The following is a 14243-nucleotide window of genomic DNA, read 5'->3' as shown; positions in this document are numbered from 1 at the left end:
TGCCGCGATGCGCCTGGCCAGGGAAAATCTGCGACAAGATGCCGACGGCTCGGTGGCCCCGCTCTACGCGATGGCGCTGTTCGCGCTGATCGCGATTGCCGGAATCGGGCTCGACTACGGGCGGCTGGTCACCATGCAGAGCGAGCTGCAGAACGCTGCCGACCAGGCGGCGCTTGCAGCCGCGACGCAGCTGGACAGCCGTCCCGGCGCGATTGCCCGCGCCGAGGCTGCGGCGCGCAACTATTTCGACAACGAGACGCGCGTCGCCAACGACGATGCGGGTCCCACCGTCGATGACTTCTCGCTCACCTTCTACGATGGCTATGCCAACGACCAGCCCGGCGCCGTCACCAGCGATGACGAGAGCGCCAAGGTGGTGCAGGTACACATCAACGGGCGCGAGGTATTCTACGCGCTCACCCCGGTGGTCGGGGCGATGTCCTCCGGCGACATCACCGCCGATGCCATGGCCATGCTGGAGCAGGCCGTGTGCAACCTGCCGCCGATCATGGTCTGCATCGAGCGCAGCGACTTCTTCCTGCCGACGCTGGAAGGTTACGGCCTGCGCATGCGCTGGCTGCCGAGCAGCGGGATCGAGCCGCTGGCCGCAGGCAATTTCGGCTTCCTCGACCTCTATGGTGAGCACGATTCGCAATACGAACTGGGCGAGAACAACGCCTACGCCTCCTGCGGCCCGATGGAGAATGTGACCACTGAGCCGGGCTTCCGCTCCACCGAGACGCGCGCGCTCAACACCCGCTTCGACATCTATGCCAACCCGCTGTCCTGCGATCCGGCCAATGGCGATTTCTGCCCTTCGCAGAACACCGGCAAGAACCTCGTTCTGGAAGAGGAAAGCACCATAACCACCAATTCGCCGGTGCCGCCGTCGCCGCCGCCCTGCGGTACTTTCGAGCGGCAGTCGCGCGGCTGGGAGCCGATGACGACCTCGGGCACGCCGAACGAGGTGGCAATCGCCGGCAGCTTCACGCCCGACGAGTGCTTCGCAGACGGCACCTGCACCTACATGGGCGACGGCGACTGGGACCTGGCCGGATACCTGGCTCGCAACCATCCCGGCGTCAGCCCCGCCAGCTTCGCCAAGGGCACGCGCTACGAAGTCTACCAGTGGGAACTGGAAGACCCCGCCAACCGCCTCGCGCCGCGCCTCGTCTCGTCCGAAGTGGACACGCGCGAGCGTGGCAACAGCGGGCAGTACGAGCACACCTTCACCAACCGCTGCACCTATCCGCAGCCGGTCTACGGCACGCCGCTGGCCCCCAGCGCCACCCAGAAGGATCGCCGCCTGCTGTCGGTCGCTGCAGTCGACTGCACCGGTCTGAACGGGCGTTCCCCGGTCGACATACTCGGCTGGCTGGACGTTTTCCTGATCCAGCCGGGGGACGACACCGAGACCATCCAGTCGGAAATCGTCGGCCCGGCGCTGCGCCCCGACAACCTGCCGACCTTCCAGTATTTCGGTCGCCACCGCGCGGTGCTGATCCGGTGAGCGCGCTGCGCATCTGGATGGACGCCAAGGGGGCGGCAGCGGCGGAAATGGCGCTGATCCTGCCGGTCGTCATGGCGCTGCTGTTCGGCGGCTTCGAGATCGGCCACTTCATCTGGAACCAGCACAAGCTGACCGAGGCGGTGCGCAACGGCGCCCGCTTCGCCTCGCGCCTGCCGATCGAGGATTTCTGCATCGGCGGCAGCCCGGTGATGAGCGGCGCGACGCAGGCCGATATCAAGCGCGTGACCCGCACCGGCCAGCTGGGCGCGGGCGGCGTGACCGCCATTCCGGGCTGGGTCGACGAGGAACTGTCGGTGCAGGTCGATTGCGCTGCCTTCGTCGATACCGGCATCTATTCCGACCTCGATACCGCCGGGCCGATCGTGACGGTGGAGGCGCACGGCGTCGGTTACCCCTCGCTGTTCGGCCGCGTTGGCGTGATCGATCCGGGCATCACCATGACGGCCCGGTCCAGCGCTGCGGTGACCGGCCTATGACACTCCTGCGCGCCCTGCTTGCCGATCGGCGCGGCGCCAGCGCGGCGGAGTTCGTGCTGATCCTGCCGCTGGCGCTGGTGTTCCTGTTCGGCATCATCGATGCCGGGCGCTACGCCTGGCAACTGAACCAGCTGGAGAAGGCTGCCCAGTCGGGTGTGCGCTACGCAGTTGTCACCGACATCGTGCCGCAGGGCCTCAACGCCTATGACACCGTCGGGCTGACCTGCGCCGACGGTACGGTACTGGACGTGTCGGACCGGATCTGTCCCGAAGCGCTCGGCACCATCACCTGCTCGGGCGCGGGCGGAGTCAGCTGTAGCTGCTCGACCGGTCCCTGCCCGTCGCTGGGGACGACCGACACGGCGGCCTTCAACCGCATTGTTTCGCGCATCAGCCGCCACGCCCCGATGGTGGGGCCGGAGAACGTCGCGCTGATCTATTCCGGTTCGGGCATCGGCTTTGCCGGGGATCCGGCCACTTCCGACGACGACAGCCCGCTCAGCGACATCGCTCCGCTCGTCACCGTGCAGATCTCGGGCGTCGACCTGCGCGCCATGACCCTGTTCGGCGGCGGGCTGGAGATGCCGCCGGTCAGCTCTTCCCTGACGCTTGAAGATGGCGACGGGGCAATCGGGTACTGAAGGATGGACGATATCGTGAATGCATTTCCCGACCGCACCCTTCCCGACGGCAGCAAGCCGGAGGGCGTGGTTATTGTCGCCTCGCCGGAGGAGCTCGACCGGCTGGGACGGCTCGACGACACGCCGATCCTGTCCGAGGCGCTGCTCTGCCCCTTGGCTGCTTCGGCGCCGGTCTCCGGCGAAATCCTTGCCGATGCCAACCTGCTGGTGATCGAGGTCGATCCGGCCATCCCGGAAAGCGTACAGCGCGTTCGCGCCATCCGTTCGGAACGTCGCGGCCTGCTGATCGTCGCAGCCCTGCGCGGGATGGACGTATCGGTCGTGCGCACGCTGGTGCGGCAGGGCATCGCCGACGTGGTGGAACTGCCCTTCGACCGGCAGGCGCTGGCAGCGCAGGTGGCCGACACGCTGGCGCGCAATTCCACGCCGTCGCTGGCACCGGGCCTCGCGCCCATGCTCAGCGTCGTCGGCGGCGTCGGCGGCTGCGGCACGACGACGGTCATCACCCACCTCGCCGCGCATTTCGCGCAGACCATGAAGCTGCGCACCTGCGTGGCCGACCTGGACCTGCAATCGGGCGAGGTCGCCTATTACGTCGGCCGCACGCCGCGCATCACCATCGAGACGCTGTTGACCGCCGGCGAACGGCTGGATCAGGAATTCGTGCGTGGCGCACTGCTCGACAGCGGGCATGGCTTCACCCTGATCGCGGCCCCCGAACGGGTGATGCCGCTCGACGATGTCGACGTCGACAGCCTGCTGGCCATGCTCAAGCTGCTGCGCCAGCAATTCGATCTCGTCATCGTCGACCTGCCCAACGACTGGACCAGCTGGGGCCTTTCGGTCGTCAGCGCATCGAGCGAGGTGGTGCTGGTGACCGACCTGTCGGTCGCCTGCCTGCGCCAGGCCAAGCGGCGGCTCGACCTGTTCGAAAGCGTCGGCGTGGATGCCGGCGGCGTCAAACTGGTCGCCAACCGGGTGGAGCGCGGCCTGTTCAAGTCGGTGAATCTGGAGGCGGCGGCCAAGGCGCTGGGCGGCCAGTTCGTCGGGACCATCGGGGATGTTGGGCACAGCCTGATCGACGCGCAGGACGAGGGCCTGCTGCTGTTCGACACCAATCGCAACGCGAAGTTCGCAAGCCAGATCGCCGATCTGGCCAAGGCACTCTGGAACAAGACGGATTGAGGTGACCATGAGCAGCTGGAAAGTACGCAAGTCAGACGAGGACCCGGCACCTACGCTGGAGCCGGGCGCTTCCGCAGATTTCGACGACGTGCAGCCCGCGCTTGACCCCGCGGTCGCCCGCAACCTGCGGCTCAAGGTGTCGATCCACCGCTCGCTGCTCGACAAGATCAACCTCTCGGCGCTCGACCAGCTCACGCGCGAGCAGATCCGTTCGGAGATTTCCGAGATCGTGACCGAGCTGCTCGAAGCCGAAGGCGAACCGCTCAACGCCCGCGAGCGCGAGGGGCTAGTGACCGAAGTGCTTGACGAGCTGCTGGGTCTCGGTCCGATCGAGCCGTTGCTGAAGGACGACACCATCACCGATATCCTGGTGAACCGCTTCGACGAGGTCTTCGTCGAGCGGCGCGGCCTGCTGGAGCCGGTGCCGACCCGGTTCAAGGACGACAAGCACCTGCTGCGGATCATCCAGAAGATTGTCAGTGCGGTGGGTCGCCGGGTGGATGAATCCTCGCCCTATGTCGATGCCCGCCTGGCCGACGGCTCGCGCGTCAACGCCATCATCCCGCCGCTGGCCATCGACGGTCCGGCGCTCTCCATCCGCAAATTCGCCCGCAACTGGATCAGCATCGATCGCCTGATCGAACTCGACACCATCCCCAACGCCATGGCGGAGGTGCTGAAGGCCATCGTCGGCACGCGGCGCAACGTGCTGATCTCGGGCGGTACCGGCTCGGGCAAGACCACGCTGCTGAACGCCATGTCCTCCTTCATCGGCAATCGCGAACGCATCATCACCATCGAGGACTCGGCCGAACTGCAATTGCAGCAGCGGCACGTCGTGCGGCTGGAAACCCGCCCGCCCAATATCGAGGGCAGGGGCGAGGTGACCCAGCGCGACCTGGTGAAGAACGCACTGCGCATGCGTCCCGATCGCATCATCGTGGGCGAGGTGCGCGCCGGCGAGGCCTTCGACATGTTGCAGGCCATGAACACCGGCCACGACGGCTCGATGACCACCGTCCACGCCAACACCCCGCGCGATGCGCTGAGCCGTGTCGAGCAAATGATCGGCATGAGCGGGGTCGATATCTCGCCGCGTGCGGCGCAGGCACAGATCGCCTCGGCCATGAACGTGGTGATCCAGATCGAGCGTCTCGTCGACGGCCACCGCCGCGTGGTCAGCATGTCGGAGATTACCGGCATGGAGGGCGACACCATCACCATGCAGGAAATCTTCCGCTACCGCATCATCGGCATGTCGGACGAAGGCGTGGTGCAAGGCCGCTTCGAAGCGACCGGTATCCGTCCGCGCTTCCTCGATGTCACCGCCGCTTACGGCATTTCGCTGTCGCCGGAACTGTTCCGGCCGGATCGGGAGCTGGAGTAGGCCATGATCGAACTGTTTGTCCGCCTCATCCTGCTGATCGGCGTGTTCGCCGCGGTCTTCCTGCTGTCGCAGGTGCTGCTGGGTCTGGCTTGGCGCAACCGGCAGAAATTCTCCGCCATTAACCGCCGGCTGGAAATGATCGCCAAGGGCGAGGATCGCGAGGAGATCGTCACCCGCCTGCGCAAGAACGCCCCGCAGTCGGAGCTGGAACTTAACGGTCCGCTGGCCCGCCCGGCGCGCGCCTTCCAGCGCATGATGTTCGCCGCCAACCTGCCCATCAGCGCGCAGCAGTTGCTGCTGCTGATCGGGGTGCTGTTCGCCGTGCTGTTCATCTTCGCGCTGCTGGGCGCGGGCATGGCCGGGTTCGGCTGGACCCCGGGCGTCATCTTCCTGTTGCTGGTGATCACCGGTGGCCTCGCCGTGGTGTTTCCCCTGGCCTATGTCAGCATGCGAGCGCAGGCGCGTCGCAAGCAGGTGGAAGAGCAGTTCCCCGTCGCGCTCGACGTGTTCGTGCGCGCGCTGCGTTCGGGCCATCCCATCGCGGCGGCCATCGAACTGCTGACCGAGGAACTGGAAGATCCGATCGGCAGCGAGTTCGGCATCGTCGCCGACGAGGTGGCCTATGGCGCCGACCTGACCGAGGCGCTCGACGCCATGGCCGAGCGCTGGGACAATCCCGACATGCGCATGTTCGTCGTCTCGCTGGCGGTGCAGCGCGAAACGGGCGGCAACCTCGCCGAAATCCTCGAGAGCCTGGCCCGGGTCATCCGTGAGCGCGCGGTCATGTACATGAAGGTGCGCGCGCTCAGCGCCGAGGGCCGGCTGACCGGGCTGATGCTGACGGTGCTGCCGGTCTTCACCCTGATCGGCATGTTCCTGGTGAACCCGTCCTTCTACCTCGAAACCGCCCTCGACCCGATTTTCATCTTCGGGTTCAGCTTCCTCATCCTGCTGTTCCTGGCGGGTGTCTTGTGGATCCGTCGCCTGACGGACCTGAAGGTGTGACCATGCTGGAGTTGATCGCCAACAATTTCGTCCTGCGGCTGGTGCTTTCGGTACTGCTGTTCGCGCTGGTGATCGGCCTGGTGGTGGTCGTCGGCAACATGCTGGCGCACCGCCGCGCGCGGCTCGCCCGGCTGGAGGAGATCGAAACCCCCACGCGCGTGGCGGGGATGACGGGCGGCACCATCCGCAGCCAGCAGAACGACGGCGCCTGGGCGCGGCTGGCAGCTGCGGTGGAGAAGGCCGGGCTCGATCTCAGCGACACGCGGCAGGAACGGCTTAGCAACTGGCTGCGCTCGGCCGGCTATACCTCGCCTGCTGCCCCGCGCATCTTCACGCTGATCCGGCTGATCCTGATCTTCCTGGTGCCGCTGACCTATCTCGCCGTCGACTACTGGACGGGCGAGCCGCCCTCTTTCCTGCGCGCCTATATCGTCTGCGCCATCCTGGCCGTGCTGGGGCTCTACCTGCCCAACCTGTTCGTGCAGGCGAAGGTGGACCGGCGGCGCGAGGAAATCCGGCAGGGCTTTCCCGACTGCCTCGAACTGCTGATCGTCTGCGTCGAATCCGGCCTCGGCCTCGAAGCAGCGATGGACCGGGTTGGCCGGGAAATGGTCCGCTCGCATCCGCGCATTGCCGAACTGCTGTCGCTCACCACGCTGCAACTGCGCGCCGGTTCGTCGCGTGACGAGGCCTTCCGCAAGTTGGGGCAGGCCGCCGATATCGAGGAGGTCCGCTCCTTCACCACCCTGCTGATCCAGTCGGACAAGCTGGGCACCAGCGTCACCCAGACGCTGCGCGTCTATGCCGAGGAAATGCGCGAACGCCGCCGCCTGCGGGCGGAGGAACGCGCGCACCGCCTGCCGGTGCTGATCTCGATCCCGCTGGTTGTCTGCATGCTGCCGACGATGATCGGCGTGCTGATGCTGCCGGCCGTGATCCGGCTGATCCGCGACGTAATTCCCATGATGTTCTCTGGAGGATGAAATGCACAAGGTCCTGATGCGAAGCTGCCTGCTGGCTGTCGTTGCCACCGGATTGAACGGTTGCGCGCTGCTGGGTATCGGCAAGAGCGAACCGCGGATCCAGGCGATGAGCACGATCCCGCAGGACGACCAGGCCTTCCACCAGTTCGAAGTGGGCCGGCTGGCGCTTGATCGCGGCAATTTCGCCGAGGCGATCGCCGCCTTCAGTTCGGCCCGGGTGGAGCCTTCCTTGCTCGGCCCTTCGCTCAACGGCATGGGCGTCGCCTATGCGCAGCTTGGCCGCGAGGACCTCGCCGAACGCTATTTCCGCGAGGCGGTGCGGGCCGCCCCGACGGACGAGCGCTTCGCCGCCAACCTGTTGCGCCTGCAAAGCCGCGCCAGCCGCGATCAACAGGTCGACGTGCAACTGGCAGCGGCGCAACCCACGGGCGTGGTGACCTCTTCCGGACAGATCCACTTGCAGACCTTGGGCGCCGGGCCGCGCCTTGCCGCAGTGGCCGCTACCCACGCCCCGCTGCGGATAGATGCCGGACAGGTGCAGCTGACCACTGTGGTGACCGAACCGGTGCAGAACGGCGCGCAGGTGCGACTGCGCTTCGCCAGTTCCGACGAGCTGAGCGACCGGACGCGTGCCGACTATCCCGTACGCGTCTCCTTCGCCGATGAACGCACCGGCTTCGACCGGGCGGCAGCGGTGTCATCGGCAGGCGGCTATCCGGTTCGCGTCCAGCTGGCCGAATAGGGCCGCCGCGCGATGCTGAGCGGCCTCGAGATCGGCCAGGTGGGCCTGCTGGCGGCGCTTGGCGCCTATGCCGGCTACATGGACGTCCGGTTCCGCAAGCTGCCGAACATGCTGTGCCTCGTCGCGCTGGCGCTGGGCCTTGGCGCCAGCTTCGCGCTGGGCGGCACGGACGGGTTGCTGTCCGCGCTGCTGCATGCGGTCATCGCGCTAGTGCTCGGCATGTTGCTGTTCGCTGCCGGGGTAATCGGCGGGGGCGATGCGAAGTTCTATACCGGCATTGCGGCATGGTTCGCCTTGCGCGACGGACTGTTCCTGTTCGTCAGCGTCGCCCTTTCGGGCTTGGTCCTGCTGCTGGTATGGATCATCACGCGGCGTCTGGTGCACAAGAAGGGCCTGAAGCCTGAAGGCGACGGGGTGTTCGACAAGCTGCCCTATGGCGTCGCCATCTCGCTGGGCGGGGTGGTCGCCGCCCTGATGCTGGGCTTGCGCAGCTGACAAGGGGCTGGACCCGCATACCGCTTCCGTGCGTAATGCACGCATGGGACTGAACCGCACCGCCATCATCGCTGCTGCCGCCCCGCTGGCGCTGCTCGCGCCGCCCGCCGCCGCCCAGCGATCCATCGACGGCACTTACATCGATTCGGGCGGCTACGTCGAAATCACCGTCGGCCCCTGCGGCACCAGCCGCTGCGGCACGATCACCCGCATCATCCGCCACAAGTCCGGCGAATCCGACCGCGACGTGCATAACGACGATCCGGCCCTGCGCGACCGCCCGATCCTGGGCCTGCGCCTGCTGACGGGCCTCACCTGGGACGACGGTGCATGGCGCGGAAGGGTGTATAATCCGGAAGATGGCAACACCTATCGCACCGAGGTGCGCCCGGCCGCCAATGGCGCGCTGGAAGTGAAGGGCTGCGTCGCCATCATCTGCCGCACGCGGCTATGGCCCGCTGCCACCTGAGGTGAGGCTTGACCGAATCCGGCGGGCGTTATAGAGGCGCGCCCTCACCGGCCGGAAAGCCGCTGATATTGCCCCGTCGTCTAATGGTAAGACTACGGACTCTGACTCCGTCAATTGAGGTTCGAATCCTCACGGGGCATCCATTCCACCACAACTAGCGCGCGTAGCGGTCCAGCCCCGTGCTGATGGCCTGTGCGATGGTGTCGATGTCGTCCTGGTCCGTGCAATAGGGCGGCATGACGTAGACCGTATTGCCCAGCGGGCGCAGCAGCACGTCGCAGCCGTAGAAATGCTCGCGCAGCTTGGGGCCGATGTCCGCCAGGTATCCGGCGTCACCGCCGGTATCCACGTCGAAGGCGATCATCGTGCCACACTGGCGCGGGTTGGTGACTACGTCGCGCTGCGCCAGCCTGTCCAGCACCTTGCCCAGCCGCCGCGAAAGCGCGTCGATCCGGCCCCGCACGTCCTCATCCTGCCAGATGGCAAGGTTCGCATTGGCCGCCGCGCAGGCGATGGGATTGGCGGTGAAGCTGGAGGAGTGGAAGAACATGCGCGAACGGTCGGTCGAGTAATGCGCGTTGTAGACGGCACCGCTCGCCAGCGTCGCTGCCAGCGGGATCGCGCCGCCGGTCAGCCCCTTGGCCAGGCACAGGATATCGGGCGTCACCTGCGCCTGTTCGCAAGCCAGCAGCGTGCCGGTGCGGCCCCAGCCGGTCATCACCTCGTCGGCGATGAACAGCACGCCGTGGCGAGCGCAGATCGTGCGCATCTCGGCCAGCACCTGCGGCGGATAGACCAGCATGCCGCCGGCCCCCAGCAGCAGCGGCTCGACGATGAAGGCGGCGACGTCTCCGGCCGCGCAGGCCGCCTCCAGCGCGTCGAGACTCGGCTGCGGATTGGCGCCGGGGAAGGGCACCGTGCCCACGTCGAACAGCAGCGCCTCGTAAGCGCGGTTGAACACGCCGCGCGCGCCCACGCTCATCGCGCCGATGGTGTCGCCGTGATAGGAGTGCTCCAGCACCAGGATGCGGCTGCGCGGCTCTGCGCGGTTGTGCCAGTAGCCGAGCGCCATCTTCAGCGCGACTTCGACTGCGGTGGAGCCGCTGTCCGAATAGAATACGTGATCGAGACCGTCCGGCATCAAGTCCACCAGACCGCGCGCAAGCGTCTCGGCCGGTTCGTGCGTCCAGCCCGCGAAGATCAACTGGTCGAGCTTCTCGGTCTGCTCCCGGATAGCCGCCATGATGTGCGGGTGGTTGTGACCGTGCGTCGTCACCCACCAGCTGGAAATCGCGTCGATCACCCGCCGACCGTCATCGGTGTAGAGCGCCGCGCCTTCCGCATGGGTCACCAGCGGGATCGGCTCTTCCAGCCCGTGCTGGTGGAAGGGGTGCCACACGGGAGACTTGCTCATGCCAGCAGGTCCATGCGGATATGCTGCGCGAAAGCCTCGGCCAGCGTCTCGGCATTCAGCGGGTCGAGGCGCGGCAGGCGACCGAGGTGCGATACCTCGCCGATGCGGGTGATCGCGCCTTCGGCCACCGGCTCTTCCTCGCCGATGAAGGCCACGCCGGCCACCGCGATGCCACGCGCCCGCAAGGCTTCCAGCGACATCAGCGTGTGGCTGATCGTGCCCAGTGCCGTGCGGGCAACGACGATGGCGGGCAGGTTCCAGCGGGCGAAGAGGTCGGCTGCCAGCAAGTCCTCGCGATAAGGGACCAGCACCCCGCCTGCGCCTTCGACCACCAGCGGACGCTCGCTCTGCGGCAGGGTAAGGGCATCGTCGGCAATCTCCACCCCATCGATCCGTGCAGCCTCGTGCGGGGAGCAGGGCGTTTCGAGGCGGTAGGCTTCGGGCAGCACCAGCGCAGCGGGAGCGAGGCGGGCGACGGCCCGGCTGTCGGTCTCGCCCTCCAGCCCGGCCTGCGCGGGTTTCCAGTAGGCCGCGCACAAGGCCTGGGCGAGGCCTGCCGCGAAAACGGTCTTGCCGACATCGGTGTCGGTGCCGGTGACGATGAAGCCGGTCATGGCCGCTCCCATGTCTCGATGGCGCGGAGCACGCGCTCCACGTCCTCGCGCGAATGCGTGGCGCGCAGGGCCAGACGGATGCGGCTGGTGCCCTTGGGCACGGTCGGCGGACGGATGGGCAGGGCGGCAATGCCGGCATCGAGCAGGTGTGCGCCCAGCGAAAGCGCATCGCGTTCCGGACCGACCACCAGCGGCACGATCTGCGTGCTGGAACCCAGCGTGTCGTAGCCGAGCGCAGCCAGCCCCTCGCGCATCAGGTCGCCCAGCGCCGCGAGGTGGGCGCGTTCCGCATCCATGTCCGGCACGAGCTCCAGTGCTGCCGACATGGCCCCGAGCACGGAGGGCGGCGGCGAGGTGGAGAAGATCAGGCCGGCGCACATGTTGACGAGGTAGTCGCGGATGAGGCCCGAACAGGCGACATAGGCTCCGAAACTGCCCAGCGCCTTGCTGAATGTGCCCATCACCACCTGCGCACCGGGATGGTCTGCCGTCAGTCCCGCACCGCGCGCGCCGAGCACGCCGGTGGCATGCGCTTCGTCGACGTAGAGCAGGGCATCGTACCGGGCGGCCAAGGCGTTGAGGCGGGCCAGGTCGGCCCGGTCGCCGTCCATGCTGAACACGCTCTCGGTGATGATCAGCCGCGCCTCCGCACCTGGGCCGTGTTCGGCCAGCAGGCGTTCGAGATCGGTCATGTCGTTGTGGGCGAAGAAGTGCGTTTCGGCGCGCGCGCCGCGACAGCCGGCGTGGATCGAATTGTGTACCAGTTCGTCGGCGAAGATCGCGCAGCTTGGCGCGGCCTTGGCCAGCGCCGGGATGATCGCCGCATTGGCTTGCCAGCCGCTGGCGAAGAGCAGCGCGGTCTCGGTGCCCTTGAACTCGGCGACATGCCTTTCGACCGCTTCGTGCTGCGGGCTGGTGCCGGTGATCAGGCGAGAGGCGCCGGAGCCGGCCCCAAACTCGTGCGCGTAGTTGGCGGCGGTTTCGGCCAGCAGCGGATGGCGGGCGAGGCCGAGATAGTCGTTGCTGGAGAAGTCCAGCAGTTCGCGCCCGTCACGCTCCAGCCGCCCGCCGTCGCGCATTTGCGCCGGACGCAGCACGCGCGTGCGGTCCTTCGCCGCGATCCTGTCGAGCGAGTGGCGGATATGATCGAGCATGGACACGCGGGATCAGGTGAGTTCGGCCTCGGCCTTCTGCTTGGTCGCGCAGCCGCCCGAGCAGCCGCCGACCGCGCGCATCGGTTCTTCGCCCTCCATCGCCTTCATGCCAAGGCGCTGGAACAGCGCGGCATCGCTGTCGTCGCCCGCATTGGGCGCGGTCAGCAGCTTGTCGCCGGTGAAGATCGAGTTGGCGCCGGCCATGAAGCAGAGGGCCTGCGTGGCGTCGCTCATGGATTCGCGCCCGGCAGACAGGCGCACCATGCTCATCGGCATGCAGATGCGTGCGACGGCCACGGTGCGGACGAACTCGATGTCGTCGATCTTGGCGAGCGGAGTGTCGGCCAGCATGTCGCCCAGCGGCGTGCCTTTCACCGGCACCAGTGCATTCACCGGCACGCTCTCGGGATGCCGTTCCAGCGTCGCCAGCGTGTGGACGAAGCCGACGCGATCGTCGCGCGTCTCCCCCATGCCGACGATACCGCCCGAGCACACGTTGATGCCCGCCTGGCGGACATTTTTCAGCGTGGTCAGCCGGTCATCGTAATTACGGGTGGTGATGACACGCTCGTAATATTCCGGACCGGTGTCGACGTTGTGGTTGTAGTAATCGAGGCCCGCCTCGGCGAGCTGCTCTGCCTGCTGCGGCGTGAGCATGCCCAGCGTCATGCAGGTTTCCATGCCCATTTCGCGCACGCCTTTCACGATCTCGACGATCTTGGGCATGTCGCGATCCTTGGGATTGCGCCAGGCGGCGCCCATGCAGAAGCGCTGGCTGCCCGCATCCTTCGCCTGCGCCGCGCTCTGCAGCACCTGGCGCACGTCCATCAGCTTGGTCGCTTCCACGCCACTGTCGGCATGGGCGCTTTGCGAGCAATAGCCGCAATCCTCGGGGCAGCCGCCGGTCTTGATCGAAAGCAGCGTGCACAGCTGCACCTGGTCGGGCTGGTGATGTTCGCGGTGGACGCTGGCCGCGCGGAACAGCAGTTCGGTGAACGGCAGGTCGAAGAGCTCGGCAATCTCCTCGCGGGTCCAGTCATTACGGATCATCGATTAGGCGTCCTGTCTTGTCGCGCAGGGGTCGTCAGCCCCGCTTGCAGGCCTCTTGGCAAAAAGCGTCGGCTTCGTGAAGCGCCAGTCGCGATTCAGATTGCCATGCGGGCGAAATTGGCGGCGCCCTGGGCGCGGCGGCGGGCGCCGGAATCGTCTGCTTTCCCGGCATCGGGGACCAGACTGCCGAGCGTTTCCGTCACCAAGCCGAGCATGGACTGTTCCAGCGAATAGTAGACCAGCTTCGCCTGTCGCCGTGTGTCCACCAGCCCGGCCTTGCGCAGCACGGCCAGCTGCTGCGAGAGCGTCGGCTGGCCGATCTCGGTCGCCTGTTCGATCTCGCCGACGTTCAGTTCCCCTTTCGCCAGTTCCTGCAGGATGCGCAGGCGCGAGGGGTGAGCGATGGCTTTCAGCGAGTCGAGAAGGGCGTCGTCGGTCATCAGCCCTGCTCCTGCATGAACCAGTCGCCCGGTTCCTTCGCGGCGAAAACCTCGTCCAGCGTCGCGCCGGGCTGGCGCAGCAGCTTGTCGCCCGGCTGCCAGTCAGCAGGCGCAAGGCCCGATTTCGCATCGGCGGCCTGCAAGGCATCGAGTAGGCGCAGCATTTCCGGCACCGAGCGCCCGACGTTGGCCGGATAGCAGGTGATTGCGCGAATCGTGCCCTCGGGATCGATGAAGTAGGTGTTGCGCACCGACCAGCTGTCGGCGTCGTCGGCCGAAGTCATGCCATAGGCACTGGCGATCACCATGGTCGGGTCCTCGATGATCGGGAAGCGCACTTCCACGCCAAAGCGCTCCTTGATCATGTGGAGCCAGGCGAAGTGCGAGAACAGCGTGTCGACCGACAGGCCCATCAGCGCGCAGTCGCGCTTGGCGAATTCGCCGGAAGCGCGGGCGAGGGCGACGAATTCGGTGGAGCAGACCGGGGTGAAATCGGCGGGGTGGGAGAACAGCACCAGCCACTGGCCGCGATAGTCGGACAGGCGCACGTCGCCGGTCGTGCTGCGGGCAGAGAACTCCGGCGCCTTGTCGCCAATGCGCGGGGGGAGGGAAATGGTGGTATCGTCGCTCATGCGGTCTCGTAAGTCTTGACTTTTT

The 14243-nt window shown here is 66.9% G+C and carries 16 protein-coding genes and 1 tRNA gene; 11 read left to right on the top strand and 6 right to left on the bottom strand.

The features are described 5' to 3' along the window. Positions 1-7: 7 nt before the first annotated feature. The 11 genes from OZN62_RS07080 to OZN62_RS07030 all read left to right on the top strand — a co-directional run bounded on the left by OZN62_RS07080 (position 8) and on the right by OZN62_RS07030 (position 9057). Positions 8-1510: a pilus assembly protein TadG-related protein gene (locus OZN62_RS07080; RefSeq protein ID WP_269098782.1), complete on the top strand. Its 1503-nt coding sequence runs from the start codon at positions 8-10 to the stop codon at positions 1508-1510. Then, complete coding sequence (locus OZN62_RS07075; protein WP_269098781.1) at positions 1507-2007, top strand: TadE family protein; 501 nt, start codon at positions 1507-1509, stop codon at positions 2005-2007. The genes OZN62_RS07080 and OZN62_RS07075 overlap by 4 nt, the downstream gene beginning before the upstream one ends. Next, positions 2004-2648 (top strand): TadE/TadG family type IV pilus assembly protein, encoded by a 645-nt coding sequence (locus OZN62_RS07070; RefSeq protein WP_269098780.1) that lies wholly within the window; start codon positions 2004-2006, stop codon positions 2646-2648. Before OZN62_RS07075 ends, OZN62_RS07070 begins: the two co-directional genes overlap by 4 nt. A 3-nt stretch (positions 2649-2651) precedes the next feature. Next, entirely contained in the window at positions 2652-3833 is a 1182-nt protein-coding gene (locus OZN62_RS07065) for an AAA family ATPase (RefSeq protein ID WP_269098779.1), read from the top strand. Between the two features lie 7 nt (positions 3834-3840). Beyond that, the gene (locus OZN62_RS07060) at positions 3841-5220 is read left to right on the top strand and encodes a CpaF family protein (RefSeq protein WP_269098778.1); all 1380 of its coding nucleotides are present in this window, start codon (positions 3841-3843) and stop codon (positions 5218-5220) included. A 3-nt stretch (positions 5221-5223) separates the two neighbouring features. Continuing rightward, on the top strand, positions 5224-6225 hold the full coding sequence (locus tag OZN62_RS07055) for a type II secretion system F family protein (RefSeq protein ID WP_269098777.1): 1002 nt from the start codon (positions 5224-5226) through the stop codon (positions 6223-6225). Between the two features lie 2 nt (positions 6226-6227). Further along, positions 6228-7208, top strand: coding sequence for a type II secretion system F family protein (locus OZN62_RS07050; protein WP_269098776.1), 981 nt, complete (start codon positions 6228-6230; stop codon positions 7206-7208). Position 7209: 1 nt separating this feature from the next. Further along, complete coding sequence (locus tag OZN62_RS07045) at positions 7210-7950, top strand: tetratricopeptide repeat protein (protein ID WP_269098775.1); 741 nt, start codon at positions 7210-7212, stop codon at positions 7948-7950. A gap of 12 nt (positions 7951-7962) precedes the next feature. Further along, complete coding sequence (locus OZN62_RS07040; RefSeq protein WP_269098774.1) at positions 7963-8445, top strand: A24 family peptidase; 483 nt, start codon at positions 7963-7965, stop codon at positions 8443-8445. Positions 8446-8488: 43 nt separating this feature from the next. Next, positions 8489-8914 (top strand): DUF2147 domain-containing protein, encoded by a 426-nt coding sequence (locus OZN62_RS07035; protein ID WP_269098772.1) that lies wholly within the window; start codon positions 8489-8491, stop codon positions 8912-8914. Between the two features lie 69 nt (positions 8915-8983). Next, a tRNA-Gln gene (locus OZN62_RS07030) sits at positions 8984-9057 on the top strand. A gap of 11 nt (positions 9058-9068) precedes the next feature. On the opposite strand, the gene OZN62_RS07025 is transcribed toward OZN62_RS07030, so the two are convergent. The 6 genes from OZN62_RS07025 to OZN62_RS07000 all read right to left on the bottom strand — a co-directional run bounded on the left by OZN62_RS07025 (position 9069) and on the right by OZN62_RS07000 (position 14218). Next, entirely contained in the window at positions 9069-10328 is a 1260-nt protein-coding gene (locus OZN62_RS07025; protein ID WP_269098771.1) for an adenosylmethionine--8-amino-7-oxononanoate transaminase, read from the bottom strand. Continuing rightward, the gene (gene bioD, locus OZN62_RS07020; RefSeq protein WP_269098769.1) at positions 10325-10942 is read right to left on the bottom strand and encodes a dethiobiotin synthase; all 618 of its coding nucleotides are present in this window, start codon (positions 10940-10942) and stop codon (positions 10325-10327) included. The genes OZN62_RS07025 and bioD overlap by 4 nt, the downstream gene beginning before the upstream one ends. After that, positions 10939-12096 (bottom strand): 8-amino-7-oxononanoate synthase, encoded by a 1158-nt coding sequence (gene bioF / locus OZN62_RS07015; RefSeq protein ID WP_269098767.1) that lies wholly within the window; start codon positions 12094-12096, stop codon positions 10939-10941. The genes bioD and bioF overlap by 4 nt, the downstream gene beginning before the upstream one ends. Positions 12097-12108: 12 nt before the next feature. Further along, the gene (gene bioB, locus OZN62_RS07010) at positions 12109-13146 is read right to left on the bottom strand and encodes a biotin synthase BioB (protein WP_269098765.1); all 1038 of its coding nucleotides are present in this window, start codon (positions 13144-13146) and stop codon (positions 12109-12111) included. A gap of 95 nt (positions 13147-13241) precedes the next feature. After that, positions 13242-13586: an ArsR/SmtB family transcription factor gene (locus OZN62_RS07005; protein ID WP_269098764.1), complete on the bottom strand. Its 345-nt coding sequence runs from the start codon at positions 13584-13586 to the stop codon at positions 13242-13244. Further along, a complete protein-coding gene (locus OZN62_RS07000; RefSeq protein ID WP_269098763.1) occupies positions 13586-14218 on the bottom strand; it encodes a peroxiredoxin in 633 nt (210 codons plus the stop codon). The genes OZN62_RS07005 and OZN62_RS07000 overlap by 1 nt, the downstream gene beginning before the upstream one ends. Positions 14219-14243: the final 25 nt, after the last annotated feature.

This window comes from Aurantiacibacter sp. MUD11 (genome assembly GCF_026967575.1).
Classification (GTDB): Bacteria; Pseudomonadota; Alphaproteobacteria; order Sphingomonadales; family Sphingomonadaceae; genus Alteraurantiacibacter.
The sequence above is the reverse complement of the archived record's forward strand: the minus strand, read 5'-3'. Positions and strand labels throughout refer to the sequence as shown.

What these genes read in the sequence shown, in the direction of transcription:
- bioF (WP_269098767.1), bottom strand. Translation starts at nt 12,096, where the DNA reads ATGCTCGATCATATCCGCCACTCGCTCGACAGGATCGCGGCGAAGGAC.
- OZN62_RS07025 (WP_269098771.1), bottom strand. Translation starts at nt 10,328, where the DNA reads ATGAGCAAGTCTCCCGTGTGGCACCCCTTCCACCAGCACGGGCTGGAA.
- OZN62_RS07070 (WP_269098780.1), top strand. Translation starts at nt 2,004, where the DNA reads ATGACACTCCTGCGCGCCCTGCTTGCCGATCGGCGCGGCGCCAGCGCG.
- OZN62_RS07040 (WP_269098774.1), top strand. Translation starts at nt 7,963, where the DNA reads ATGCTGAGCGGCCTCGAGATCGGCCAGGTGGGCCTGCTGGCGGCGCTT.
- OZN62_RS07080 (WP_269098782.1), top strand. Translation starts at nt 8, where the DNA reads ATGCGCCTGGCCAGGGAAAATCTGCGACAAGATGCCGACGGCTCGGTG.
- OZN62_RS07060 (WP_269098778.1), top strand. Translation starts at nt 3,841, where the DNA reads ATGAGCAGCTGGAAAGTACGCAAGTCAGACGAGGACCCGGCACCTACG.
- bioD (WP_269098769.1), bottom strand. Translation starts at nt 10,942, where the DNA reads ATGACCGGCTTCATCGTCACCGGCACCGACACCGATGTCGGCAAGACC.
- OZN62_RS07045 (WP_269098775.1), top strand. Translation starts at nt 7,210, where the DNA reads ATGCACAAGGTCCTGATGCGAAGCTGCCTGCTGGCTGTCGTTGCCACC.
- OZN62_RS07005 (WP_269098764.1), bottom strand. Translation starts at nt 13,586, where the DNA reads ATGACCGACGACGCCCTTCTCGACTCGCTGAAAGCCATCGCTCACCCC.
- OZN62_RS07050 (WP_269098776.1), top strand. Translation starts at nt 6,228, where the DNA reads ATGCTGGAGTTGATCGCCAACAATTTCGTCCTGCGGCTGGTGCTTTCG.
- OZN62_RS07065 (WP_269098779.1), top strand. Translation starts at nt 2,652, where the DNA reads ATGGACGATATCGTGAATGCATTTCCCGACCGCACCCTTCCCGACGGC.
- OZN62_RS07035 (WP_269098772.1), top strand. Translation starts at nt 8,489, where the DNA reads ATGGGACTGAACCGCACCGCCATCATCGCTGCTGCCGCCCCGCTGGCG.
- OZN62_RS07000 (WP_269098763.1), bottom strand. Translation starts at nt 14,218, where the DNA reads ATGAGCGACGATACCACCATTTCCCTCCCCCCGCGCATTGGCGACAAG.
- bioB (WP_269098765.1), bottom strand. Translation starts at nt 13,146, where the DNA reads ATGATCCGTAATGACTGGACCCGCGAGGAGATTGCCGAGCTCTTCGAC.
- OZN62_RS07055 (WP_269098777.1), top strand. Translation starts at nt 5,224, where the DNA reads ATGATCGAACTGTTTGTCCGCCTCATCCTGCTGATCGGCGTGTTCGCC.